This is a genomic window from Sphingobium sp. KCTC 72723, assembly GCF_014280435.1.
GTDB lineage: Bacteria > Pseudomonadota > Alphaproteobacteria > Sphingomonadales > Sphingomonadaceae > Sphingobium.
This window is the reverse complement of record NZ_CP060388.1, coordinates 1,740,718-1,764,439: the sequence shown is the minus strand read 5'-3', so window position 1 is coordinate 1,764,439 and position 23,722 is coordinate 1,740,718. Positions and strand designations below refer to the sequence as shown.

Annotated in this window: 22 protein-coding genes; 16 read left to right on the top strand and 6 right to left on the bottom strand. The window is 64.8% G+C overall.

The window, feature by feature from the left end; genetic code table 11:
• Positions 1-110: 110 nt before the first annotated feature.
• The 7 genes from peaA to SPBM01_RS08750 are packed head-to-tail and all read left to right on the top strand — an operon-like array spanning position 111 to position 8,137.
• Positions 111-1,853, top strand: coding sequence for a quinohemoprotein amine dehydrogenase subunit alpha (peaA, locus tag SPBM01_RS08780; RefSeq protein WP_188065133.1), 1,743 nt, complete (start codon positions 111-113; stop codon positions 1,851-1,853).
• Complete coding sequence (peaB, locus tag SPBM01_RS08775; protein ID WP_188065132.1) at positions 1,850-3,307, top strand: quinohemoprotein amine dehydrogenase maturation protein; 1,458 nt, start codon at positions 1,850-1,852, stop codon at positions 3,305-3,307. The genes peaA and peaB overlap by 4 nt, the downstream gene beginning before the upstream one ends.
• A complete protein-coding gene (gene qhpC / locus SPBM01_RS08770; RefSeq protein ID WP_188065131.1) occupies positions 3,304-3,663 on the top strand; it encodes a quinohemoprotein amine dehydrogenase subunit gamma in 360 nt (119 codons plus the stop codon). Before peaB ends, qhpC begins: the two co-directional genes overlap by 4 nt.
• A gap of 8 nt (positions 3,664-3,671) precedes the next feature.
• Positions 3,672-4,760 carry a hypothetical protein gene (locus SPBM01_RS08765; RefSeq protein ID WP_188065130.1) on the top strand — a complete coding sequence of 363 codons (1,089 nt, stop codon included), beginning with the start codon at positions 3,672-3,674 and terminating at the stop codon, positions 4,758-4,760.
• Positions 4,757-5,764 carry a hypothetical protein gene (locus SPBM01_RS08760; protein WP_262504373.1) on the top strand — a complete coding sequence of 336 codons (1,008 nt, stop codon included), beginning with the start codon at positions 4,757-4,759 and terminating at the stop codon, positions 5,762-5,764. Before SPBM01_RS08765 ends, SPBM01_RS08760 begins: the two co-directional genes overlap by 4 nt.
• Complete coding sequence (locus SPBM01_RS08755) at positions 5,761-7,464, top strand: ABC transporter ATP-binding protein (RefSeq protein ID WP_188065129.1); 1,704 nt, start codon at positions 5,761-5,763, stop codon at positions 7,462-7,464. Before SPBM01_RS08760 ends, SPBM01_RS08755 begins: the two co-directional genes overlap by 4 nt.
• Positions 7,457-8,137 carry a S8 family serine peptidase gene (locus tag SPBM01_RS08750; RefSeq protein ID WP_188065128.1) on the top strand — a complete coding sequence of 227 codons (681 nt, stop codon included), beginning with the start codon at positions 7,457-7,459 and terminating at the stop codon, positions 8,135-8,137. The genes SPBM01_RS08755 and SPBM01_RS08750 overlap by 8 nt, the downstream gene beginning before the upstream one ends.
• On the opposite strand, the gene SPBM01_RS08745 is transcribed toward SPBM01_RS08750, so the two are convergent.
• Positions 8,071-9,066, bottom strand: coding sequence for a HupE/UreJ family protein (locus SPBM01_RS08745; protein ID WP_188065127.1), 996 nt, complete (start codon positions 9,064-9,066; stop codon positions 8,071-8,073). The two genes, SPBM01_RS08750 and SPBM01_RS08745, sit on opposite strands and share 67 nt — an antisense overlap.
• On the bottom strand, positions 9,053-9,817 hold the full coding sequence (locus SPBM01_RS08740) for a peptidyl-prolyl cis-trans isomerase (protein ID WP_188065126.1): 765 nt from the start codon (positions 9,815-9,817) through the stop codon (positions 9,053-9,055). Before SPBM01_RS08740 ends, SPBM01_RS08745 begins: the two co-directional genes overlap by 14 nt.
• Before the next feature lie 227 nt (positions 9,818-10,044).
• On the opposite strand from SPBM01_RS08740, the gene urtA reads away from it, so the two are divergent.
• The 5 genes from urtA to urtE all read left to right on the top strand — a co-directional run bounded on the left by urtA (position 10,045) and on the right by urtE (position 14,758).
• Positions 10,045-11,262 carry an urea ABC transporter substrate-binding protein gene (gene urtA / locus SPBM01_RS08735; RefSeq protein ID WP_188065125.1) on the top strand — a complete coding sequence of 406 codons (1,218 nt, stop codon included), beginning with the start codon at positions 10,045-10,047 and terminating at the stop codon, positions 11,260-11,262.
• Between the two features lie 122 nt (positions 11,263-11,384).
• A complete protein-coding gene (urtB, locus tag SPBM01_RS08730) occupies positions 11,385-12,272 on the top strand; it encodes an urea ABC transporter permease subunit UrtB (RefSeq protein ID WP_188065124.1) in 888 nt (295 codons plus the stop codon).
• Positions 12,265-13,293, top strand: a complete 1,029-nt coding sequence (urtC, locus tag SPBM01_RS08725; protein ID WP_188065123.1) for an urea ABC transporter permease subunit UrtC — start codon at positions 12,265-12,267, stop codon at positions 13,291-13,293. The genes urtB and urtC overlap by 8 nt, the downstream gene beginning before the upstream one ends.
• Positions 13,290-14,048 carry an ABC transporter ATP-binding protein gene (locus SPBM01_RS08720; RefSeq protein WP_188065122.1) on the top strand — a complete coding sequence of 253 codons (759 nt, stop codon included), beginning with the start codon at positions 13,290-13,292 and terminating at the stop codon, positions 14,046-14,048. The genes urtC and SPBM01_RS08720 overlap by 4 nt, the downstream gene beginning before the upstream one ends.
• Positions 14,045-14,758: an urea ABC transporter ATP-binding subunit UrtE gene (gene urtE / locus SPBM01_RS08715; protein WP_188065121.1), complete on the top strand. Its 714-nt coding sequence runs from the start codon at positions 14,045-14,047 to the stop codon at positions 14,756-14,758. Before SPBM01_RS08720 ends, urtE begins: the two co-directional genes overlap by 4 nt.
• Before the next feature lie 22 nt (positions 14,759-14,780).
• Here the strand turns inward: urtE and SPBM01_RS08710 are convergent, their stop codons facing one another.
• The 4 genes from SPBM01_RS08710 to SPBM01_RS08695 form a co-directional block, all read right to left on the bottom strand.
• On the bottom strand, positions 14,781-15,515 hold the full coding sequence (locus SPBM01_RS08710; RefSeq protein WP_188065120.1) for a FadR/GntR family transcriptional regulator: 735 nt from the start codon (positions 15,513-15,515) through the stop codon (positions 14,781-14,783).
• Between the two features lie 17 nt (positions 15,516-15,532).
• A complete protein-coding gene (locus SPBM01_RS08705) occupies positions 15,533-16,456 on the bottom strand; it encodes a Gfo/Idh/MocA family protein (protein ID WP_188065119.1) in 924 nt (307 codons plus the stop codon).
• On the bottom strand, positions 16,453-18,030 hold the full coding sequence (locus SPBM01_RS08700; RefSeq protein ID WP_188065117.1) for an aldehyde dehydrogenase (NADP(+)): 1,578 nt from the start codon (positions 18,028-18,030) through the stop codon (positions 16,453-16,455). The genes SPBM01_RS08705 and SPBM01_RS08700 overlap by 4 nt, the downstream gene beginning before the upstream one ends.
• A 158-nt stretch (positions 18,031-18,188) precedes the next feature.
• Positions 18,189-20,006 (bottom strand): IlvD/Edd family dehydratase, encoded by a 1,818-nt coding sequence (locus SPBM01_RS08695; RefSeq protein WP_188065115.1) that lies wholly within the window; start codon positions 20,004-20,006, stop codon positions 18,189-18,191.
• 139 nt (positions 20,007-20,145) lie between these two features.
• Here SPBM01_RS08695 and SPBM01_RS08690 point away from each other — a divergent pair, with 139 nt between their 5' ends.
• The 4 genes from SPBM01_RS08690 (at position 20,146) to SPBM01_RS08675 (ending at position 23,597) form a co-directional block, all read left to right on the top strand.
• Positions 20,146-21,051 carry a 2-dehydro-3-deoxygalactonokinase gene (locus SPBM01_RS08690; RefSeq protein ID WP_188065113.1) on the top strand — a complete coding sequence of 302 codons (906 nt, stop codon included), beginning with the start codon at positions 20,146-20,148 and terminating at the stop codon, positions 21,049-21,051.
• On the top strand, positions 21,048-21,680 hold the full coding sequence (locus tag SPBM01_RS08685) for a 2-dehydro-3-deoxy-6-phosphogalactonate aldolase (protein ID WP_188065111.1): 633 nt from the start codon (positions 21,048-21,050) through the stop codon (positions 21,678-21,680). Before SPBM01_RS08690 ends, SPBM01_RS08685 begins: the two co-directional genes overlap by 4 nt.
• Before the next feature lie 85 nt (positions 21,681-21,765).
• Positions 21,766-22,806: a COX15/CtaA family protein gene (locus SPBM01_RS08680; protein WP_188065110.1), complete on the top strand. Its 1,041-nt coding sequence runs from the start codon at positions 21,766-21,768 to the stop codon at positions 22,804-22,806.
• On the top strand, positions 22,803-23,597 hold the full coding sequence (locus tag SPBM01_RS08675; RefSeq protein WP_188065108.1) for a hypothetical protein: 795 nt from the start codon (positions 22,803-22,805) through the stop codon (positions 23,595-23,597). The genes SPBM01_RS08680 and SPBM01_RS08675 overlap by 4 nt, the downstream gene beginning before the upstream one ends.
• Positions 23,598-23,722: the final 125 nt, after the last annotated feature.

The window sequence follows — 23,722 nt, the reverse complement described above, 5'->3', positions numbered from 1 at the left end:
CTATGGCGGATTGTCGCGGGGCCATACGTCATTTGGGCAATAGCGCGGGAACGGCACCTGCCTAGGCTGCACTTTCACGCGGCAATGCACCGCGTTCAGGGGGACATCGGGTGAAGCGGGTAACTGTCTCGAAATTTGGCTCGAAATTCGGTTTGCTGGCGCTGTTTTCCACCTCGATCCTGTTTGCGCAGGCCGATGGCGGGCCGGACGGCGCGACCATGAAGGAAACGGCGACGGGGATCCCCGTCGCCGACGCGCTGGTCAAAGAAAAGTGCGGCACTTGCCACGCCCCCGATGCAAAGGGCAATTTGTCGCGGATCAGCTGGGTCCGCACCACGCCCGAAGGCTGGGCGCAGGCAATCAAGCGGATGGTGCGGCTGAACGGCCTTGCCATCACTCCCGCCGAATCCCGCGCCATCGTCAAATCCCTCTCCGCCTCGCACGGGCTGGCTCCCGAAGAAGCGCGGCCCGTCATGTATCTGCCCGAAAAGCGGATGCTGGACGAAAGCAACATCCCCAACGAAACCATGCGCGGCGCGTGCGCGGCCTGCCACAGCTATGCGCAGCCGCTGTCGTGGCGCCGGTCGAAGCTGGAATGGAAGCAGTTGCAGGATCTGCACGTCGCCCTCTATTCGCAGGCCGATGCCCAATATCGCCGCCCCGCCGAGGATAGCGAGCAGCCCACCGGCCGCGATCCCAAGGATAAGCTGACGCGCGGCGAATATGCGCTGACCTACATGCCCAAGGTCGCGCCGCTCCATACGCCCGAATGGGCGGCCTGGAGCGCGCGCCAGCGCAACCCGCGCCTGACTGGCGAATGGCTGGTCGTCGCGTCCGCACCGGGGCAGGGGAAATTCATCGGCCAGTTCAGCGTCACGCCGGGCAAGAGCGGCGACGAGTTTGTGACGAGCAGCACGCTGCGTTCGCTGACCAATGGCGGGACGATCAGCCGCACCGGCACGGGCATCGTCTATGCCGGCTATAGCTGGCGCGGATCGTCGAAGGGCGGCGTCGCGGCGGCCAAGCCCGACGATCTGTCCAGCGCCGCACGCGAAGCCATGTGGTTCGCCCCCGACCAGCAAAGCGCGCAGGGCCGCTGGTATTGGGGCGATTATCAGGAATTTGGCCTGGACGTGAAACTGATCCGCGCCACCGCTGCGCCCGCTGTGCTGGCGGTGACGCCCGGCCCGGTAAAGGCGGGCAGCAAGGGCGTGCAACTGCGCATCCTTGGCCATAATCTGCCCCTGTCACCCGCCGCCGCCGATCTGGATCTGGGCGCGGGCGTGACAGTGACGAAGATCGTATCGGCCGGCCCGCAGGAACTGGTCGTCACTGCCGACATCGCGCCTACCGCCGCATCGGGCCAGCGCGACATCAGCGTGGCGGGCGCGGTGCTGGAACGCGCTTTCCCCGTCTATGGCAAGATCGACTATATCAAGGTGACGCCCGAAACCGGCCTTTCGCGGCTGGGCGGGGTGAAATTCCCCAAAGGCTATCAGCAATTTGAAGCGACCGGCTTTGAAAACGGGCTGGATGGCAAGGCGAACACGCCCGACGACATCGCCATCGGCGCGGTCGACGCCACCTGGTCGATGCAGGAATTTCTCTCGGTCTATTATGACGACGACACCAAATATGTCGGCGCGCTCAGCCCCACCGCCTTCTTCACCCCGGCGACCGAAGGCCCGAACCCGCAGCGCCGCTTTGGCCGCAACAATTATGGCGAAGTCTGGGTCGTGGCGACGGCCAAGACCGAGAAAGACAAGTTCGGCAAGCCCCTGAGCGCGCGATCCTATCTGGTCGTGACCGTGCCTGCCTATCAGAAATGGGATCAACCGGAGGTGTCGCAATGACCGTGATGCAGGCACCGCCAACTTATCGCCGGGCGGAATATCATGGCTTCGACGCGGGGGGCAGCGACTTTGTCTATCTGGTCAGCGCGGGCGCGATCTTCGAGATCGACGCCGATGTCCGCGCCGTGCTGGACCGGCTGGACGGTCAGGAACTGACGCACGCCGCACTGGTCCGCGAACTGGTGAGCGAAGGCCGTGCGGCGGACGAAGCGGACGGGCTGGTTTGCGAATTGCGGCAGGCGCGGCTCATCCATTTGGGTCATGCGATGCTATTGGCCGAAGTGCCGCAGGCACCGCCCGCTGATTTTCCGTTGCAGGCATTGGTGCTGAACGTCACCAACCAGTGCAACCTCGCCTGCACCTATTGCTATGAGTTCGGTGCAGACAAGATCGCGACGCCCGCAGGCAAGCCCAAATATATGACGCTGGACACGGCCAAGGCGTCGGTCGATCTGCTGATCGCCGAAGCGGTCGGGCGCAAGGCGGTGCATATCACTTTCTTCGGCGGCGAAACGCTGATGAATTTCAAGCTGCTGCGCGATGTGGTGGATTATGCCAATGGCGCAACGGCGGCAGCGGGCAAGGCCATCACCTACAGCCTGACCACCAATGCCACGCTGCTGACGCCGGAGATCGTCACCTTCCTGTCCGACAACCGCGTCGGCGTGACCGTATCCATGGATGGCCCACCGGAGTTGCAGGACAAGCATCGCGTCTACAAGAACGGCAAGGGCAGCTATGCGGTCATCGAACCGCGCCTGCGCACGCTGATCGCCCATCACAAGACCCGCGCCATCACCGCGCGCGTCACGCTGACCGAAGGCGTGACCGATGTGGTGCGCATCTTCCGCCACCTGAAGGATGACCTAGGCTTCCACGAAGTCGGCTTCGCGCCGGTAACGACGGGGGAAGAACGCGCCTATTCGCTGGACGATAATGGCATGGACAGCGTGCTGGCGCAGTTCAACCTGCTGGCCGAAGAATGGCTGGAATATGCGCTGCGTGGGCAATCGCACGGCTTCACCAATGTCAGCGAAACGATCAGCGAGCTGATCTCCGGCGTCAACAAATCGCATCCCTGCGGCGCGGGCCTGGGCCTGATGGGCGTAAGCCCGTCGGGCGACCTGTCGCCCTGCCACCGCTTCACGGACGCCGACACGCATGTGATGGGCCATGTCTCCAGCGGCATCGACCGGACCAAACAGGGCGAGTTCCTGAAAAAAGGCCATGTCGAATCCAAATATGATTGCCAAAGCTGCTGGGCGCGGCCGCTCTGCGCTGGCGGATGCCATCATGAAGCGTTCGTGCGCTATGGCGACACTGGCCACGCCAACCTCCATTATTGCGACTGGATACGCCAGTGGACCGACACATGCCTGCGCATCTACGGCGTTTTGTCGGTGCGTAATCCGGGCTTTCTCGAACGCTTTGCCGAAAGAAAGGGGCTGTCATGAAGCATCTTCGGGCGATCAATAAAAAGGCGCAGCGGATCGACGAGGCCGTGACGCAGATGGAAGCGGCGGCCTCACCCGACGCCGATCTGGAGGAAGATGTCGTCGCCCTTCAGCAACAGCCGCGGCCCCATGTGCCGATGGGCTGCACCCTGTCCTTCTCGCCCGGCTGGGAAGTCGATGCGGGCGGCGGCACGGCGGGCCTGTGCCAGCCGGTCGAACGCGACATTTACGACTGTTACGTCACTTGCTTCTGGCCGGTGCAGGTGCCCGACCATGTCAATTATTCGCCCGACTGGGCCAGCAACTGCGCCACCGCCACGAAGGACTGGCGCAGTCTCGATCTCGTTTTCCCATGAGGGGTCCGATGCAGACATTCCGCCTGATGCTCGCCACCGGCCTTGCGGCGCTGGCGGTGTTGCCCGCGTCCGCCGCAACCCTGTTCATGGGTTCCTATCCCGACAGCCTGCTGGTGTTCGAGGAAGGGAAGGGCGCAGTCACCTCCACCATCAAGCTGGACACTGGCCTGCCCACGTCGATGCAATTGTCCGACGATGGCAAACGCATTTATGTGACCACCATCACCACCAGCGGGATCGAGGTGATCGACACCGCGACGCGCAAGGTCATCAACAAGTTCAGCCTGAACGATGGCACCACCCGCTACCGTTTCTGGGGCGGCACGCCGGACCCGACCGGGCGCTATTTCTACACCGTCATATCGAAGTTCGAAAAGGGCATCGACCGCTACACCGTCAGCAAGCCGATGTATGGCGTCATCGACCTGAAACTGCAAAAGGTCGTGCGCACGGCGGAGATCGACAAGGAAGATGAGCGTGCCGGTGGCGGGCGTGGCGGCTATAAAGTCTCGCCCGACGGCAAATATCTCTATGTCTTTGGGGAGAAGGTCATCATCATCGACCTGGCCAGCCTCAAGGCGATCGATCGCATCGACCTGTCCAAGCCGGAAACGACCGGCATGGAAAATGGCGGCTTTGGCGGCACGCTCGACGCCATCCGCACGCCGGGCCAATATGTCTCGCTGTTCAACGCGGCGGACCCCTATATCCACAACAAGATGTTCGGCATGGCGCGGTTCGACCTGACCACCCGCCAGTTCGATTTCACCCCCATCGGCCCCGCGCCCGACGCCATGGCGGGGATGCAGATGACGCCTGATGGCAAGGACGCCTATACCGTCGTCACCAACGGGAAGCTGGGCAACAAGCGTTGCGAATTCTGGCATATGGACATGGCCAGCAATGCGGTAGTCGACAAGGCGGAATTTCCCTGCCGTTCGCGCTTTCGCCTGGGCATGTCGATGGACGGGCGCAAACTCTATATCTACGGCGCCAGCTATGATGTGGAAGTGTATGACGCCAAGACGCTCAAACATGATGTGACGTGGGATCTGGGCTATGACACCACCGGCGCGGGCATGGTCGCGGTGCCGTGAGCGATGCCGGCATGATCGTCGCGATCAAGGGCAGCGGAATCGCCGCGACGACATGCGCCTATCTTCTGGACCGGGCTGGCCTTCGGGTCGCAAGCCAAGCCGCCCATCGCGCGCCAGTGCCGACGATCCTGCTCAGCGAAGCGGCGCTGTCGCTGGTGCGCGGGATATTCGAACGGGTGGACCTGTTCGCCGATAGCCCGCATATCATGCGGCGGGTGGTGGCGTGGGGCGGACCGGCCGTGACGGTGCCGCACATGGCGGCGCTGGCGTCGGAAGATGCGGTGCAGGCGGCCTTGCCGACCGTTGATGCCGCACCGGCCGGATCGCCCGCCGATTTCACGCTCCACGCCGCGCCCCCGCTGCCGATGGGCGACCTCCATATCTTTGGCGATCGCAATGCCATCGCCGCCAAAGTGCGCCTGCGCGATCCGCAATCTGCGCAGGAATGCCGAGTCGAGGCGGTCGCGAATGGCTGGCTGTTTCTCGTCCCCGCCGAACCGGGGGAGGGATGGCTGCTGGCGGTGGGCGACGGCCTCGACATGCTGCTCGGCCAAAGCCACCTGATCGCGCCGGTGGTCGATGCGGTCGGTGCCGCGTCCATGCCGTTCATGGCTGCGCCGCGCCTGCATCTGCCGCTGTGCGGCGACGACTGGCTGGCCTGCGGCACGGCGGCGTTGGGCTTCGACCCGATCTGCGGCGACGGCACCGCCCAATCGGTGCGGGAAGCTATCCTCGCCGCTGCTGTATTGACCGGCATAGCGGAGGGGGGCGATCGTGCGGCATTGCTCACCCATTATCAGTCCATGCTGATCGCCACGATGCGACGGCATTTGCTGCTCTGCGCGCAATTCTATGCGACCGGGGGGCAGGGCGACTGGTGGCGGGCGCAGCATGATGCGCTGATGGCCGGGCATCGGCGCTGCACCGCGCTGCTGGCGACCATGCCCGAGCCGCGCTATGCGCTCGACGGCTTCCGCCTCGTCCCCCGGCGGCAGGCGGCATGACCGTGCCGTCGTCTCCGCCGATCGCTGACTGGAGCGCCTATAAGCGGCTCACGCCCTTCCTGCGCCCCTATCGCGGCGCGTTGCTGATGGTGCTGGCGATCAGCCTGCTCTCCACCATGCTCGGCCTCGCCCAACCCTATCTGTCCAAGCTGATGATAGACCAGGCGCTGCTGAAACACGACATGGGCGCATTGGTGCGGATCGCCGCCGTCATGGTGGCGCTGACCATCGCGGGTTTCGGCGTCAATATCCTCGCCAGCTACCGTTATGTCGCGCTGTCGGCGGCAATGCTGTACGATATTCGCGCCGCGCTGCTGCGCCATCTTCAGACGCTCTCGCCGCGCTTCTACGGCAGCTTTCGCCTCGGCGATCTCGTCTCCCGCATGAATAGCGATGTCAGCGACGTGCAGCGGATCGCGTCGGACACGTTACTGTCGGTGGTCAGCAACCTGCTGTTCTTCGTCGGCTGCGTCGCGATGATGGTCTGGCTCGACTGGCGGCTGTTTCTGGTCAGCGTCATCCTCGTCCCCGCCAGCCTCGCTACGTTCCGCCATTATCAGCGCCGCCTGACCGACCTGACCCGCGACATGCGGGAAAAGGGCGCGGATCTGGGCAGCCTGCTGGTCGATACGGTGATGGGGATGCGGGTCGTCGCCTCGCTCCGCGCGGGCGAGCATGAGGTGGGGCGCTTCCGGCAGAAGAATGACGCCTTTGTCGGTTCGATGCTGAAAATGCAGGTCGCTTCCTTCATGACGGGCGCGCTGCCCGGAGCGTTGATGACGGCGGCGACATCGGCGGTGATCCTCTATGGCGGCTGGCGCATCATAGAGGGCGGCATGAGCATCGGCACGCTCGTCGCCTTCATGACCTATCATATGCGGCTGCTCTCCCCCATTCAGACGCTGATGGGGCTGACGTCGGGCCTTGCTTCGGCGCGGGTGTCGCTGGGGCGGATATTCGAGCTGTTCGATACGAAGGCCGAAGTGGTCGAGCGGGCGGACGCCGTGCCGATGGAGCGGGCAGGTGCCTTGCGCTTCGATGGCGTGGCGATGCGCTACGATCGCGATGCCGTGTTGCGGGACATCGACCTGACCATCCCGGCGGGCAGCCTGTGCGCCATCCTTGGCCCCAGCGGCGTGGGCAAATCGACCATGGCCGACCTGATGGTGCGTTACCTTGATCCCGACGCGGGGCGCATATGGGTCAACGACCGCGACCTGCGCGATTACCGACTGGACGACCTGCGCCGTGAAATCATCCTGGTCGATCAGTCGCCCTATCTGTTCAACGACAGCATCGCCGCCAATATCGGCTTTGCCATGGCCGACGTGCAGCAGGCGGATATAGAGGCGGCTGCCCATGCCGCCGGTCTGGACGATTTCATCGCCAGCCTGCCACTGGGCTATGCGACCCGCGCCGGTGAACGCGGCATGGCGTTGTCGACGGGCGAGCGGCAGCGGGTAGTGCTGGCGCGCGCATTGTTGCGGTCACCCAGCATATTGATTCTGGACGAACCCACTTCCGCGCTGGATGGCGAAACGGAGCGGCTGATCGCCGGGCGGCTGCGCGGGGCGTTGCCCAATGCCACGATCATCGTCATCACCCACAAGCCTGCCATGGCCGCATCCGCCGACATGATCGTGCGGCTGGCCGATGGTCATGCGCTGGTCGAACGGCGCGGCGAGCCGGTGGATGCCTGACGCCATCCGCATCGCCGTGATCGACAGCGGCGTCCATCCCGATCATCCCCATATCGACGCGGCGCGCCTGTTGCCCGGCTTCGCCGTGGCGCGCGATGGCGCGGTGCGCGATGGCGACAGCATCGACGCTCTCGGCCATGGCACGGCCGTCACTGCCGCGATTCAGGAGCAGGCACCTGACTCGCTGTGCCTGCCGATCCGGGTGTTTCACGACGGGTTGCGTGCCAGTGCGCGGGCGCTGGTCAGTGCGATCGACCGGGCGGTGGCGGCGCGGGTGGACATCATCAACCTGAGCCTTGGTACAATGAACCCGGCCCATGCGGCGGCCTTTGCAGCGGCAGCGGCGCGGGCAAGGGCGGCGGGCATCAGGATCGTCGCCGCGCGGGAGGCGGACGGTCAACCCTGCTGGCCCGGTCGCCTGGACGGGGTATTGGGCGTGACGCTCGACTGGGATTGCCCGCGTGACGCCTGTGTCGAGCGGGATGGCATTATCCATGCGTCGGGCCATCCCCGGCCGATTCCCGGCGTGCCGCAGCAGCGCAACCTGTTTGGCGTGAGTTTCGCCGTGGCCAATGCGAGCGGCATCATCGCGCGGGAAATGGCCGATCAGGCGATGGCGAACCCCGCGACCCGCTCGACCATCCAGAAGGCGCCGATCGCGCCCACGGCATAGAGTGCCGCGACTCTCACCGGCGAGGCCAGCGATACTGCGCGCAATCCCGCCAGCAAGCCCAGGATCGCGCCGACGAACAGCAATTGCCCCGCTTCCACGCCGATGTTGAAGAAGACCAGCGCGGGCAGTTTCTCCCCCGCCTGCACGCCCAGTTCGCCCAGCGCCGTGGCAAAGCCAAGGCCATGGAGCAGGCCGAACAGCGACACCACGATCAACTGGCGGCGGAAAGCGAAGGCCTGCTCGCCTTTGCCGACCAGCAGGGCTTCACGCGCCATGAAGGCGATGGACAGGGCAATCGCGGCTTCCACCGGCGGCACGGGGACGCGGATCAGCTCGAAAAAGGCGACAGCGAGAGAGACAGAGTGACCAGCAGTGAACGCACTGACAAGCCACAATAAATCGCGTCCGCGCGCCAGCAGCGCCAGGCACAGAACGAACGCCAGATGGTCCCAGCCCAACCAGATGTGCCAGACGCCCTGCGCCAGAAATTCAGGGGCAATGGTAGTGAGCGGACGGGCGGTTGCGGCAGTTTCGCCGACGGGTATCTGAATACCATTGACGTCGCCAGTCAGGCTGCGGTCGACCTGCGCGCCCAATATGTTGGTGACGAAGTGTCCGCCATCCGCTTTCCATGGCGTCCCGATTCGGTCGTCCGTCGTGAAGGCGCGGTCGCAGGAAAATTCATAGGCATATTGCGCCCGCCCACCGCTGGTCTGGCGGCTCATCGCGGTCTGGCGGCATCCCTGCGGCCAGACGACCGGCGCTGGCTGGCCGACCGCTTCGGGGACGGCGGCAGTCAATTCATAACTGCCCGGATCTTCGCCACGGGTCAGGGCGAAATCGGCGGACAGGAAGATGTCGGCCATTGCCGTGCCGGGCAATAGCGCCGCCAGCGCCAGCAGCAGGGCGGCCAGACTATTCTTCCACATCGAATTTCTCCTTCAGGTCCGCCAGCGCCTTGCCAATGGCTGTATTGCTGTGAGCGATCATATAATCCTGCCGCACCTGATCCCGGATCGCGGGAAAGGGAATCATGGCCGATGCGATGCTTTCGCGCTTGCGCACGAAATGCCAGCCGCGCGGCGATTGCACCGGGCCGATCCAGCAGCCTTCCGGGGCGGTTTTTAGTGTGGCGACGAAGGGCTGGCCGAAAATGCCGCGCACCATCGAATCGCCATAGCGGGGGAAGTCGCGGCCCAGCCAGAAATCGTCGCTGGCCACTGTCTCCCCGGCGTTGAGCTGCGCCAGAATCAGTGCTGCGTCGGCGGGTTTGGCGATGCGATAGACCTGGGTGAAGCTGCTGCGCGGTTCGGCGCGATATTGGACCAGATTTTCGGCATAATGGTTGACCAGCTGTTCTTCGGTCGGTTCGGGCGGCGCGCCGGCGATCAGGTAGCGCAGCTTGTCGACCAGCCGCTTGTGGGTTTCGCCGTCGGTCAGGTGCATGTTGCGGGCGATCGCTTCGCGGAACAGCAACTCCTCGGCCAGATAATCCGCTTTCAGGCGGGCGCGGTCGGCGGCGCTGGCCTTGCGCCCGGTCAATGTCTCGAAATCGGCAAGCGTCGCTTGTTCGACATCGGCGGTGTAGACGACCGGCGGCGTGCGCATCCGTTCGATCGCCTGATAGCCGACAAACAGCGCGACCCCGGCGAGCAGAAACGCAAATAGCGGATCGCGCAAAATAAGGGTAGCTCCCGCACGTGAGAACGAGCGCGATCGCCGCTGCGCTAACCCGCCATCGTCCATTCTGTCCGCCCCGATCGCCATGGTGTCATTCTAGGCGCAAGCGGTCGCTGCTGCCTACGTCAAATGACGCATACGGGGGACAGGCGGCATTCCATAGCCTTTAGGGCATCCAATGTGCGGCAGCGTCATGTCCGGCCCTGCCATGGAGGAGACTTCAGACGATGATCCGTTCCAGGCTGCTGCTGCTTGCCACTACGTCCGCCGCGCTGGCGCTGGCTGCCTGTTCGGGTGGCGGCGGCGACAATGCGAGCGCGCCTGCGGGCGACAGCGTTTCGGTGGGCGTGCTGCAATCGCTGACCGGCACGATGGCGATCAGCGAGATCACCGTGAAAAATGCCGAAATGCTGGCGATCGAGGAAATCAACGCCACGGGCGGCGTCATGGGCAAGCAGATCAATGCGCTGGTCGAGGATGGCGCGTCCGACCCGTCGACCTTCGCGCAGAAGGCGTCCAAGCTGATCGAAAGCGACAAGGTGGCGACGGTGTTCGGTGGCTGGACCTCGGCCAGCCGCAAGGCGATGTTGCCGGTTTTCGAGCGGACGAAGAATCTGCTCTGGTATCCGGTACAGTTTGAGGGGAATGAATGTTCGCCCAACATCATCTATTCGGGCGCGCAACCCAACCAGCAGGCGCTCCCCGCGCTCGAATGGGCAGTGAAGCAGGGCTACAAGAGCTTCTTCCTGGTCGGGTCCGATTATGTCTATCCCCGCACCGCCAACCTGATCCTGAAAAAGCATATCGAAAAGGGCGGGATGCAGGTGCTGGGCGAAGCCTATGTGCCGCTGGGCGGGACCGATTTTTCGGGCGTGATCGCCAAGATTGCGCAGGCAAAACCCGCGATCATCATCAACACGCTGAACGGCGACAGCAATGTCGCCTTCTTCAAGCAGATGCAGGCCGCAGGCATCAGCCCCAAGACGATGCCGGTCATGTCCTTTTCCATCGGCGAACAGGAAGCGCAGGCCATGGGCGCGGGTCTGGTCGAGGGCAGCTATGCCGCATGGAATTATTTCCAGAGCCTGACCGGGGAGGCGAACGCCAAGTTCATCGCCGCCTATAAGGCCAAGTTCGGCAAGGACGCGGCGATCACCGACCCGATGGTCCATGGCTATCTGGACGTATATGCGTGGAAAGCGGCAGTGGAGAAGGCCAAGAGCTTCGACCCCGAAGCGGTGCGTAAAGCGGCGGCGACGCTGGGCGGGTTCGCGACGCCGATGGGCATGGTCAGCTTCGCCGCGAACCAGAGCCTGGTCCAGAAAGCCTATATCGGCAAGCTGAAGGCAGATGGCCAGTTCGAGATCATTGCCGACAGCGGCAAGGACATCGTGCCGGAACCCTATGACGCGCTGGCCTTCCCCGGCAAGACCTGCAAGCTGTAAAATGTCGCACAATCCCGTTCGGGCTGAGCCTGTCGAAGCCCCTCATCGCGCGGAGCGAAATGCCTTCGCTTCGCTCAGGCAAGTCCTTCGACTTCGCTCAGGACGAACGGATTTTTAAGCGCATGGACGCCCTTTTCCTCAACCAGCTGTTCAACGGCATTTCGCTGGCGTCGCTCTATCTGTTGGCCGCGCTTGGCCTGGCCCTCTCCTTCGGGCTGATGCGCGTGATCAACATGGCGCATGGCGAAATGCTGATGCTGGGCGGTTATCTCGCCTGGATGACGTTGCTGGTGGTGCCGGGCGCGATGGGGATCATATTGGCGATCCCCGTCGCGTTCGCGGGTGCAGCCGCGATGGGCGGGTTCATACAGTCCACGCTGATCCGTCACCTTTCCGCGCGGCCGCTCGATACGTTGCTGGCGACATGGGGGGTCAGCCTGATCCTGCAACAGGGCGCGCGCGACCTGTTCGGCGCGATCGGGGTGGAAGTGCGTGCGCCCGAATGGCTGACGGGCAGTTTCGTCGCGTTCGGCGTCACTTTACCATCGGCGCGGCTGTTCATCATTGCCATCGCCGCGCTGGTGCTGGGTGCGCTCGCACTGTTGTTGCTCAAGACACGGATCGGCTTGCTGGTGCGGGCCGTCAATCAGGACCGGATGATGGCGTCGGCCAGTGGCATCGACGTCAAGCGCGTGGATTTCACGATCTTCTGCCTCGGTTCGGGGGTCGCGGGACTGGCGGGAGTCATGTTGGCGCTGCTTGGCCCGGTGACGCCCAATGTCGGGCAAAGCTATATCATTCCCGCCTTCCTGGTCGTGGTGATGGGTGGCCTTGGCAGCATCGTCGGCACGACCGCATCGGCGATCATATTGGGGCTGTTCGCCGCGCTCGCGCAGATTTTCGTCGATGTCAGCGTGGCGCAGATGTTGCTGCTCGTCTTCGTCATCCTTTTCATCCAGGTGCGCCCGCAAGGCGTCGTCGCCGTAAAGACCCGCCAGCTCGATGCCTGATCTTTCCCGTCTTTCGCCGCCCAAGCCAGCGCTGCCCTGGGCCTTGCTGCTACTCGGCATCGTCGCGCCCTTCGCGCTGTCCAGCTATGATCTCAACCTGCTTGCGCGGTTCATGGCGATGGGGATATTGGCGCTCGGCCTTGTCCTCATCTGGGGCCATGGCGGGATATTGAGCCTGGGGCAGGGGGTGTTTTTCGGGCTGGGTGGCTATGCCATCGCGCTGCATATGAAGCTGGCCGATCTGCCAGCGGGCGAACTGCCCGATTTCATGGTGTGGAGCGGACGGGAAAGTCTGCCCTTCTGGTGGGCGCCTTTTGCCAGCCCTGCCTTCACGATCGCAGCGATTGTCGCGGTGCCGACGCTGGCAGGGGCGTTGTTTGCCTGGGCCGTGTTCCACCGGCGGGTGGGCGGCACCTATTTCGCGCTGATAACGCAGGCGTTGAGCCTGGCCTTCGCCACGCTCATCATTTCGCGGCAGGACGTGACCGGGGGCTTCAATGGCCTCACTGATTTCTATTCGATCTTCGGCGTCGGGCTGGCCAGTCCCGGCACCGGATCGATGCTCTACTGGATCACGCTGGCGCTGTTGTGCGGGGCGTTTGTCGGGCTGCGCTGGTTGCTGGCGTCGCGTTTTGGCATATTGCTGCGCGCGGCGCGCGATGGCGAAAACCGGGTGCGGTTTCTGGGCTATAATCCCACGCCGTTCAAGGTCGCGGCCTTTGCCATTGCCGCGATGCTGGCCGGGATCGGCGGCGCGCTGTTCACGCTGCACGCTGGCGTCGTGTCGCCTGCGCTGATCGGCGTGGTGCCTTCGATCGAGATGGTCGTGTGGGTCGCGATTGGCGGGCGCTATAGTCTGGCAGGCGCAATCGTCGGCGCGCTGCTCGTCAATCTGGCGCGCGATGCGGTGTCGAGTGCTTTCCCTGAATTGTGGCTCTATCTGATGGGCGCGCTGTTCATCTTCGTCGTCACTTTGTTGCCGCGCGGGCTGGCGGGTCTGGTGAAGGGGAAGGCGGCATGAGCGGATCTGCTGTATCCGACCTTATCCTGAGCGTCGATGGCGTGACCATCGACTATAGCGGGTTCAAGGCGCTGGACGGATTTTCGATGACGCTGAACCGGGGCGAAACCCGCGTGGTCATCGGTCCCAACGGGGCTGGCAAATCGACCCTGTGCGACACGATCATCGGCCGGGTGCGGCCCAGCGCGGGGCGCGTGATATTCAAGGGCGAGGAAATCCACCGCCTGCCCGAACAGGCGATCGTCGCGCGGGGGATTTGCCGGAAATTTCAGGCGCCCGGCGTGCTGCCGACCCTGTCCGTGCGCGATAATCTGGCGCTGGCGGCGCGGCGCGACCGGCGCTGGTGGAAGAGTCTGGCGACTGGCATCCCGGCGGACGAACGGATCGCGGTGGACGAAGCGCTGGAGAGCGTCGGCCTGACGCACCGCGCCACGGTGGAGGCCGGCACGCTGGCGCATGGCGAGAAGCAATGGCTGGAAATCGCGATGGTGATGGCGACGGGAGCGGAACTGCTGCTGCTGGACGAGCCGACCGCTGGCATGGGTCCGGCGGAGACGAGCCGCACCGCGCAGCTGATATTGGGGCTGGGCGACACGCGCACCGTGCTGGTCATCGACCATGATATGAGCTTTGTCGAACAACTGGCCGCGCCCGTGACGGTGATGCACCAAGGCAAGTTTCTAAAGCAGGGCAGCGTCGCCGAAGTGCGCGCCGACCCGGAAGTCGCTGCCGTCTATCTGGGCCACACCGCATGAGCGCGCTGCTGGAAATTGGCGGCCTGTCGAGCGCTTATGGTCAGAGCCGGGTGTTGTGGGACGTGGACCTGACGCTGGCGCGGGGGCAGGTGATGGCGCTGATCGGCCGCAATGGCGTGGGCAAGACGACGTTGCTGCATACGATCATGGGGACGCGGCTAGTGACGGGCGGGACGATCCGGTTCGACGGGCAGGACATTACGGCATTGACCGCGCATAAAAGGTCGCGCGCGGGGATCGGCTTCGTGCCGCAGGGGCGGCATGTGTTTCCGCAGCTGACCGTCATGGAAAATCTGGAAACCGGGCTGTCTGCGCTGGCCGGGCGGGGGAAAGGTAGCGCCAAAGTGCCACCGCATATTTTCGACCTGTTCCCCAAACTTTATGACATTCGCGCCCGCGCGGCGGGATTTCTGTCCGGGGGTGAGCAGCAGCAACTGGCGATCGGTCGCGCGCTGGCGGGGGAACCCAGCCTGCTGCTGCTGGACGAACCGACCGAGGGCATCCAGCCCAATGTCGTGCAGCAGATCGAGGCGGCGCTGGTGCATGTCCGCGACCAGCTGGGCATGACCGTGCTGGTGGTCGAGCAATATCTGGATTTCGTGTGGCGCTTTGCCGATCGTTATAGCGCGATGCAGAATGGACGGATCATCCGGCAGGGCGCGATCGCGGAGGAAAGCGCGAAGGATGTCGCGCATCTGGTGCAGATATAATCCTTCCCGGCGGGGGGAGTGATCACCCCTCCGGTTCGGCCAGGGCGATGTCCATGTCGGCCAGCGCCAGTCGCAGCAATTCGGCCATGCTGGTCCGCGCCGCTGCTGTGTCGCGCGCGGCGATGGCCTGAAACACGGCGCGATGGTCGGGCAGGGGATCGCGCGGCATCAGTTTCTTGCGATGCTTGAAGGTGGTGGTCCAACTTACTGCCGCGCCGACCGAACTGGCCAGAGCCTCCAGCGCGTCGTTGCGGGTCGCAGCCAGTATTATATTGTGGAAACGCTGGTCCGCCGCGCGCCCTTCGGGTGTCGAAAGCCCATAGCGGCCCATTTCGGCCAGCGCCGCTTCCATGATTGTCAGCTGTTCGTCGGTACGGCGGCGCGCGGCAAATTCCGCTGCTGCCGGTTCGATCACGCCGCGCAATTCGAACAGGTCGCGGATGAAATTCGCATCCGGTTCGCCCGCAAACATCCATGCCAGCATTTCGGGGTCCAGGACGTTCCAGCGGTTGCGCGGCAATACGCGGGTGCCGGCCTTGGGACGGCTTTCCAGCATCCCCTTGGCCACCAAGATCCGCACCGCTTCCCGATAGGCGGTGCGCGACACGCCCAGGCGATCGGACGCCTCTATCTCGCCCTCGAACAACTCGCCGGGCTGATGGCGGCCGGTCAGGATCGCGGTGCCCAGGTCGCGCGCGATCGTTTGATGGATGCGCAGCGTGCTGTCGTCCGATATGAACTTGCGCCCGCTACCCAAATTCCGTCTCCTGTGTGTCAGTCCGCGAACACAGCCGTAGGGCAATGCCGCCCGCAAAGGAAGGCGTCCGCCACCAGACGCAGCGGCGCTATGTCCGCGTCGATCGCACGGGCCGCGACCAGATCGACGAAGCGGCGGTACATGGCCGGATATTCCTCGTCCGGTGCCTTCATCTGCACTTCGCCATCCAGCCGCAATGTATTGCCGCCTTCGGACAATAGCAGCGCGCCATTGTCGGTATCGACGGCAATGTCCCATGTCTGCGGCCCGGTCTGCCGCCAGTCGAAAACCGTGTCGATCGGTGCGCCTGACGCAGTCGCCATTGCCAGTGTCGCGCCGATGGGAGCGTCCTTGTTCGATGGCACTTCCAGATTGGCGGACAGGACGGTGACGGGTTCGGCCACGATTTCGGTCAGGATCGACAGGGCGTTGATGCCCGGATCGAACACGCCGAAACCGCCTGCTTCCCATATCCATGGCTGGCCGGGATGCCAGTGGCGGACATCTTCGCGCCACTGGATGGAGATACGCTCGATCCTGCGCTGGGCGATCCACGCCTTCGCCTGCGCCACGGCGGCGGCATAGCGGCTGTGCCAGCTGGCATAGAGGGTGACATTCTGCGCCCTTGCCAGTGCGATCAGCGCCTCCACTTCGGATACGGTCGCGCCCGGTGGTTTTTCGAGGAACACATGCTTGCCCGCCAGCAACGCTTGCCGCGCTGCGTGATAGCGGGCCTGTGGCGGCTGACACAGGATGACGGCGTCCAGATCCGGCTCGCCCGCCAGCATCGCGCCGAGGTCGGGGTAGTTATTCACCCCTTCCCCCTGCGCATTGCGGCTGGCGATGGCGACCAGATCGATGCCGTCGACTTTGGCCATCGCGGGCAGGTGCTGGTCGCGCGCGATTTTACCCAGCCCTACCAGCCCTGCCCGGATGCTCATGCGGCGACTACCAGCTTGCCGTCGATCCGGCGGGTAAGACCCAGCGGATTGGACGCCTGCAACGCGGCGGGCAGCAGCGCGTCCGGCACGTCCTGATAGCAGACGGGGCGCAGGAAGCGCATCATCGCCAGCGTGCCGACCGAGGTCGAACGGCCATCCGCCGTCGATGGGAAGGGACCGCCATGAACCATAGCATGAGTCACTTCGACGCCGGTGGGCCAGCCATTGGTCAGGATGCGGCCAACCTTGCGCGACAGCACGGGCAGCAGCCTGGCAGCGTCATCGCTGTCTGCGTCGGTCAGTTGTAGCGTGGCGGTCAGCTGGCCTTCCAGCCCTGCGATGGTGGCGATGACTTCATCGATGCTGCTGCACCGGATGAGGACGGACGAGGAGCCGAACACTTCCTCGGCCAGCAGCGGGTTTGCGCCGAACGTGGCCGAATCGGTCGCGAAGAAGGCTGCCTGACCCCGGTTGACGCCTTCCGCTTCCGTGCCGCGCGCGATGGTGGTGACGCCATCTGCGCCCTCCAGAGCGGCGACGCCCTTTTCATAGGCGTCATGGATGCCCGGCGTCAGCATGACCTGCGGCACTGCGCCCGACATGGCTTGCGCTGCGGCTGCAACGAACGTGTCGAGATCCGGGCCGTCGAGGGCGATGACCAGCCCGGGATTGGTGCAGAACTGGCCCGAACCCATGGTCAGCGAACCGACGAACGCGGTACCCATCGCAGCGGCCCGGTCGGCCAATGCGCCGGGCAGCAGGACGACCGGGTTGATCGACGACATTTCGGCATAGACCGGGATCGGTTCGGCACGGTCGGCCGCGATCTTCATCAGCGCGACGCCACCGCCACGCGATCCGGTGAAGCCCACCGCCTTGACGCGATGATCGGCGACCAATGCTCCACCCAGCGCCCGGTTGCTGCCGGGCAGATAGGAGAAGGTGCCTTCGTGCAGGCCGCACGCCTTGACCGCTGCCTGAATGGCGCGGGCGACCAACTCGCCGGTGCCGGGGTGGGCGCTGTGGCCCTTGACGATGACAGGCGAACCGGCGGCGAAGGCCGATGCGGTGTCACCGCCCGCGACCGAGAAGGCGAGCGGGAAGTTGGACGCGCCGAACACGGCGACCGGGCCGACCGAATGGTTGACGCGGCGCAGGTCAGCGCGCGGCAGCGGCGCACGGTCGGGCATGGCGGGGTCGATGGTGGCGTCCAGCCAGTCGCCCAGGCGCACATAGCTGGCGAACAGGCGCAACTGGCCCACGGTGCGGCCACGCTCGCCCTCCAGCCGGGCGCGCGGCAGGCCGGATTCGGCCATTGCGGTTTCGATCAGCAGGTCGCCGATGGCGATGATGTTGTCGGCGACGGTTTCCATGAAGGTGGCGCGCGCGTCGGGCGTCAGCGTCGAAAAACTGTCGAACGCGGCGTCGGCGAGGGCTGAGGCTTCATCGACATCTGCGGGCATGGCGCAGGAAAAGGCGATGTCGCCCTTTGCGCCGGTCGCCGGGTTGATGGCGTAGAAAGGTTCTCCGCCCTGGCGCTCGCTCGCGCCGATAAGGATGGCTCCGTTGAACATGACATTCTCCTGAAATGATAAACTATGTCTGGCTAGACGATCGGGCCGAAAACGGATGATCGTTTTCCGGCTCAGGCGATGCGAAATTGGCAATGGCGGGGAGGCAGAAAGATGGTTGCTGCTCCCCCGTCATTCAATACGGGCATATCAATGCCCGCTCAGTGATTGTCGCGCGGCAGGCCCATGGTCTGGGCGATACGCTGATATTTTTCCGCGCCTTCCAATATCGCGCCGGTGTCCATCTGACCCACGACCGAACGCTGGATTTCCTGCCAGGGGGTTTGCGATGCGGGATATTTGAAACCGCCAGCGGCCTCCAGCGTCGCCCGCCGTTCGGCCAGTTCCGCGTCGGAAATCAGCACGTTCACCGTGCCGGTGTTCAGGTCCATACGCACCCGATCGCCGGTTTCCAGCAGCGCCAGGCCACCCATTGCCGCCGCTTCGGGCGAAGCGTTCAGGATGGATGGGCTGCCAGACGTGCCGGACTGGCGACCATCGCCGATGCAGGGCAGGGCAGATACGCCTTCGGTGATGAGGTAGGCGGGCGGGCGCATGTTGACGACTTCGGCGGCACCGGGATAGCCGATCGGCCCCGCGCCGCGCATGAACAGCAGGGTCTGGTCGGTGATGCCGACCGACGGATCGTCGATCCGGTGATGATAATCCTCCGGCCCGTCGAACACGACCGCCGGGCCTTCAAAGGCGTTGGGATCGTCAGGGTTGGACAGGTAACGGTCCCGGAATTCGGCGCTGATCACGCTGGTCTTCATCACGGCGGCGTCGAACAGATTGCCCGACAGCACCAGGAAGCCGGCATCCTCGACCAGCGGCTGGCCATAGGGGCGAATGACCTTTTCATCCTCAATCTCCACGCCCCGGCAATTGTCGCCCATGGTCTTGCCATTGACGGTCAGGGCGTCCTCATGGATCAGCCCCTGCGCGATCAACTGCGCCACCACGGCGGGGACGCCACCGGCGCGATAATAATCCTCGCCCAGATATTCCCCCGCAGGCTGGAGATTGACCAGCAGCGGGATCTTGTGACCGACCGTCTCCCAATCCTTGAGCGGCAGGTCGACGCCGATATGGCGGGCAATCGCGGCAAGATGAATGGGTGCGTTGGTCGAACCGCCAATGGCCGAATTGACCATGATGGCGTTGTGGAACGCATCCTTGGTCAGAATGTCGGAGGGCTTGAGGTCCTCATGCACCATTTCGACGATGCGCTTGCCGGTGAGGTAGGCGACTTCCTGCCGATCACGATAAGGGGCGGGAATCGCGGCGGAACCGGGCAGCATCATGCCCAGCGCTTCGGCGAGCGAGTTCATGGTCGATGCCGTGCCCATGGTGTTGCAATAGCCGGTCGAGGGAGCGGACGAGGCGACCAGCTTGATGAAGCCTTCATCGTCGATCTTGCCGGCCGCCAGCAACTGGCGCGCTTTCCACACGATGGTGCCAGAACCCGTGCGCTCGCCCTTGTGCCAGCCGTTCAGCATCGGCCCGACCGACAAGGCGATCGCCGGGATGTTCACGGTCGCGGCGGCCATCAGCAGCGCTGGCGTCGTCTTGTCGCAGCCGGTGGTCAGGATCACGCCGTCCAGCGGATAGCCATAGATCGCCTCGACCAGTCCCAGATAGGCCAGGTTCCGGTCCAGCCCCGCGGTGGGACGCTTGCCGGTTTCCTGAATCGGGTGGACCGGAAATTCCAGCGCGATGCCGCCCATTTCGCGGATGCCGTCGCGCATCCGTTCGGCCAGCACCATGTGATGGCGGTTGCAGGGCGACAGGTCGCTGCCGGTCTGGGCGATGCCGATGATCGGCTTGCCGCTGCGCAGTTCGTCCAGAGAAAGCCCGAAATTGAGATAGCGTTCGAGATAGAGCGCGGTCATGTCGATATTGTCGGGGTTGTCGAACCAGGCGCGGCTGCGCAGCTTGGGGGCGGGCGTGTTAGGGGCGGGCTGGGACGAATCGCTCATTGGGGCATCCTGACGCAGAAATTAGGGCAACGCGCGTTGACGCGCTCGCCCTCCTGATATACTCAGACAAATAGAAATTCAAGCACCCGAAAAGAGGATATGTGAGCGCTACCAAAAAATGCCGCGCCGGAGGCCGGGGGTGAGCGACTATAGCGTCATCGGCGATTGGGGGACCAGCCGCCTGCGCCTGTTCCGGGTGCAGGACGGGCGCATCGTCGCGCGCCGCGACGGGCAAGGTATCGGCATTGTGGGGAAAGAGGCGGAGGCCGCCTTTGCACAGGCGATCGCGCCCTGGTTGCAGGACGGTACGCCAACTGCGATCACGCTCTGCGGTATGGTCGGTGCGCGCGATGGCTGGGTGGAGGCACCCTATGCCGATTGTCCCGCCGATGTGGCGGATTGGCGCGCGGCGGCGATTCGCTTCGACTGGAATGGCGCGCCGCTGGCGATCATGGCGGGCCTTGCCTGCGTAGCGGACGATGGCGTGCCGGACGTGATGCGCGGCGAGGAGGCGCAGATTTTCGGCGCCATCGCGCTCGACCCCGCGTTGGGTCAGGGGCGGCAGTTGATCGTCCTGCCCGGCACGCACAGCAAATGGGCGCTGGTGGAAGATGGCCGCGTCATCGCGTTCCGCACCGTGCCGACCGGCGAGATGTTTGCGTTGCTGCGCGATGGCTCGACGCTGGGACCAAAGGATGCCGTGGGTGACGTAGCGCAGGAAACGGCAGGCTTTGCCGAAGGGCTGGCGCGGGCGCAGGACGGTCGCGTGCTGGCCGGGTTGTTCGCCGCGCGGGCGATGCGGTTGCGCGCCGGGCGTTCGGCGGACTGGGCCTTGGGCTATTTGTCGGGGTTGCTGATCGGTGGCGAGATATTGGAAACGCGCGCGTTGTTGGGCGCGGGCGAGGGAGTGACGCTGATTGGCGACGCGGGGCTGGGCGATCGCTATGCCCGCGCGCTGGCCGCGCAGGGTGTCGCGTCGCAACGGCTGGATGGTGATGCCTGCGCGCTGGCGGGGCTTGGGTTTACCGGGGATATCAAGATATGACGATGGACGACCTGCTGGCCGATGGTGCGCCGCCGATCGCCGCGATCCTGCGCGGCATCCGCCCGGAAGAGGCGCTGGACGTCGCCGCCGCGCTGGTGGAGGCGGGCATCCGCATATTGGAAGTGCCGTTCAATTCGCCCGATCCGCTCGACAGCATCGGCGCGATGCAACGCGCGTTCGGCGATGTGGCGATGATTGGCGGCGGCACGGTGCTGAGCGTCGAATCGGTCGATGCGCTGCATGGCGTGGGCGGGCGCATCATGGTGACGCCCAACACGGACCCGGCGGTGATCGCGCGCGGCGCTGAATTGGGTCTGGAATTGCTGCCTGGCTTCATGACGCCCAGCGAAGCCTTTGCCGCGATCAAGGCAGGCGCGCGCCGGATCAAGCTGTTCCCCGCCGCCCGGCTTGGCCCGGCCTATGTGAAGGCGGTCAAGGACGTGCTGCCCAAACATGTCGGCGTGTGGGCGGTCGGCGGCACGGGCGCGGATACGATCGGGCAATGGTTGGCGGGCGGGTGCGAGGGCATTGGCGTGGGCGGCGCGCTCTACCGGCCGGGCGACGATGCTGCGACAGTGGGGCAGCGGGGGCGTGATCTGGTGGCGGCGTGGAAAGCCACATTGGCCTGATGGCACCGATGCCGGGACGTTTTGTCCATGGCATCATCTTGCGGCTGCTCTTGAAACGGGCGGTGCATCGGCGCATGGACCGGGCATGACCGCGCCCGCTTTTTCCGCCCCATCCCATCTTGCTCCGCGCGCCATCGCGCGCTGGCTGCTGGCTGTCGCTATCCTCGTTTTCCTGATGGTGGTGGTGGGCGGGATCACCCGGCTGACCGAATCGGGCCTGTCGATCACGCAATGGAAACCGATTACGGGTGCCATCCCGCCGCTGACCCATGACCAGTGGATGGAGGCGTTCCGCCTGTATCAGCAGACCCCGGAATATCAGCAGATCAACCGGGGCATGAGCCTGCCCGACTTTCAGTTCATTTTCTTCTGGGAATGGGCGCATCGCTTGCTGGGGCGGCTGATCGGTGTCGCCTTTGCCCTGCCGCTGTTGTGGTTCGCATGGAAGCGCGCGATTCCGGCGGGTTATGGCCTGCGTCTGGTCGCATTGCTGGCGCTGGGCGGGTTGCAGGGGGCGATCGGTTGGTGGATGGTCAAATCCGGCCTGTCGGTGCGCACGGATGTCAGTCATTATCGGCTGGCGGTCCATCTGCTGACCGCATTGTTCATCATCGGCGGGCTGGTGTGGACGGCGCTGGACCTGCTGGCGCTGGCCCGTAATCCGCGCGCCCATCGAGCGACGCTGCGCCCGCTGGCGCTTGTCGCGCTGGTGGGGCTGTTCGTGCAACTGATGTTCGGCGCGTTCACGGCCGGGCTGGATGCGGGCTATGTCTCCAGCACATGGCCGTTGATGAACGACCATCTGGTGCCGCAGGGCATTGCCTGGCTCGGTTCGCTCTGGGCGACTCTGTCCAGCGACCCCTATCTGGTCCATTTCATTCATCGCTGGTGGGCGTGGGTCGCAGCGGCTGCGTTGATCCTGCTCGCCCGCAAAGCCAAAAGGGCGGGCCAGCGCGGTGCATCCATCGCCATCAACGCGACCGTCGGGACGCAGGTCGTGCTGGGCATCGCCACGGTTATCAGCGGCATCGCTTTGCCGCTGGCCGTGCTGCATCAGGCGGTCGGCGCGCTGGTGGTGGCGTCGGCGGCATGGGGCGCGCACGCGGTGGGAATGCGCCGCGCATGAAGCGGTGGGGCGTCGTCGTGCTGGCGCTGGCCATCCTGTCGCCCGGCGTTGCACGGGCGGATAGCATCGCCATCCCCTTCGCGCCGCCGACCGACCGGGCGCTGACCTATGTGATCGAACAGCATCGCCCGATCGAAGGGCGCGACAGCCGTTTCACCGCCACCCGTGACCTGCGTTTCGAGCGGGCGGGGGAAGGCTATATTCTCCACGCCACGCTGCGCGCCGTGGACAGCGATGCGCCTGCGTCCGGTGCGGAACCCTTTGCCGCCGCGCTGACCCCGCTGGTCGGTGTGGGGCTGCATTTCCGGCTTGATCCTGCGGGTCGGATCGTCGCGCTGGACGATATGGATGCGGTCTGGACGACGGTGCAGTCCGGGCTGGACAATATGCTGGCCGGCTTCGCGCCGGACACGCCGCGCCACCGGGCCGCCCGGTCGGTGCAGGCGCTGTTTGCCGGGCTGTCGTCCGAAGGGCGGCTGTCCTTGCTGGCGGGTGAGTTTCAGCCGCTGTTGCTGTTTGTCGCCAGCGGCGTGGAGGATGGCGCAGGGCGGGGCGTGCGCACCATGGCGGGGTCGCCACTGGGCCGTCCGGTGCCGGTGGCAGGGGAATTGCGCGTCACCGCACAAACGCCCGCCGCGCTCGACATGACGGAAAATCTGGCGGGGGAGGGGATTGGCGTTACGCTCCATTATCACCTGTCACGCACCACCGGACTGGTCGAAAGCCAGCACCGCACGCTGACCGTGGGCGCACGCACATTGACCGAAACACGGCGGTTGACCGGCGGGTAAAAGGCACGGGTATTATTTTACCCGTCAGCAAACGGGCCGAATCTCTTGACTTTCAGGGGCGCGCCCGTCATTAGCGCCTCACTTCCGGGCGTCGGTAACGGCGTCCGGTTTCCTTTTATTCTGGA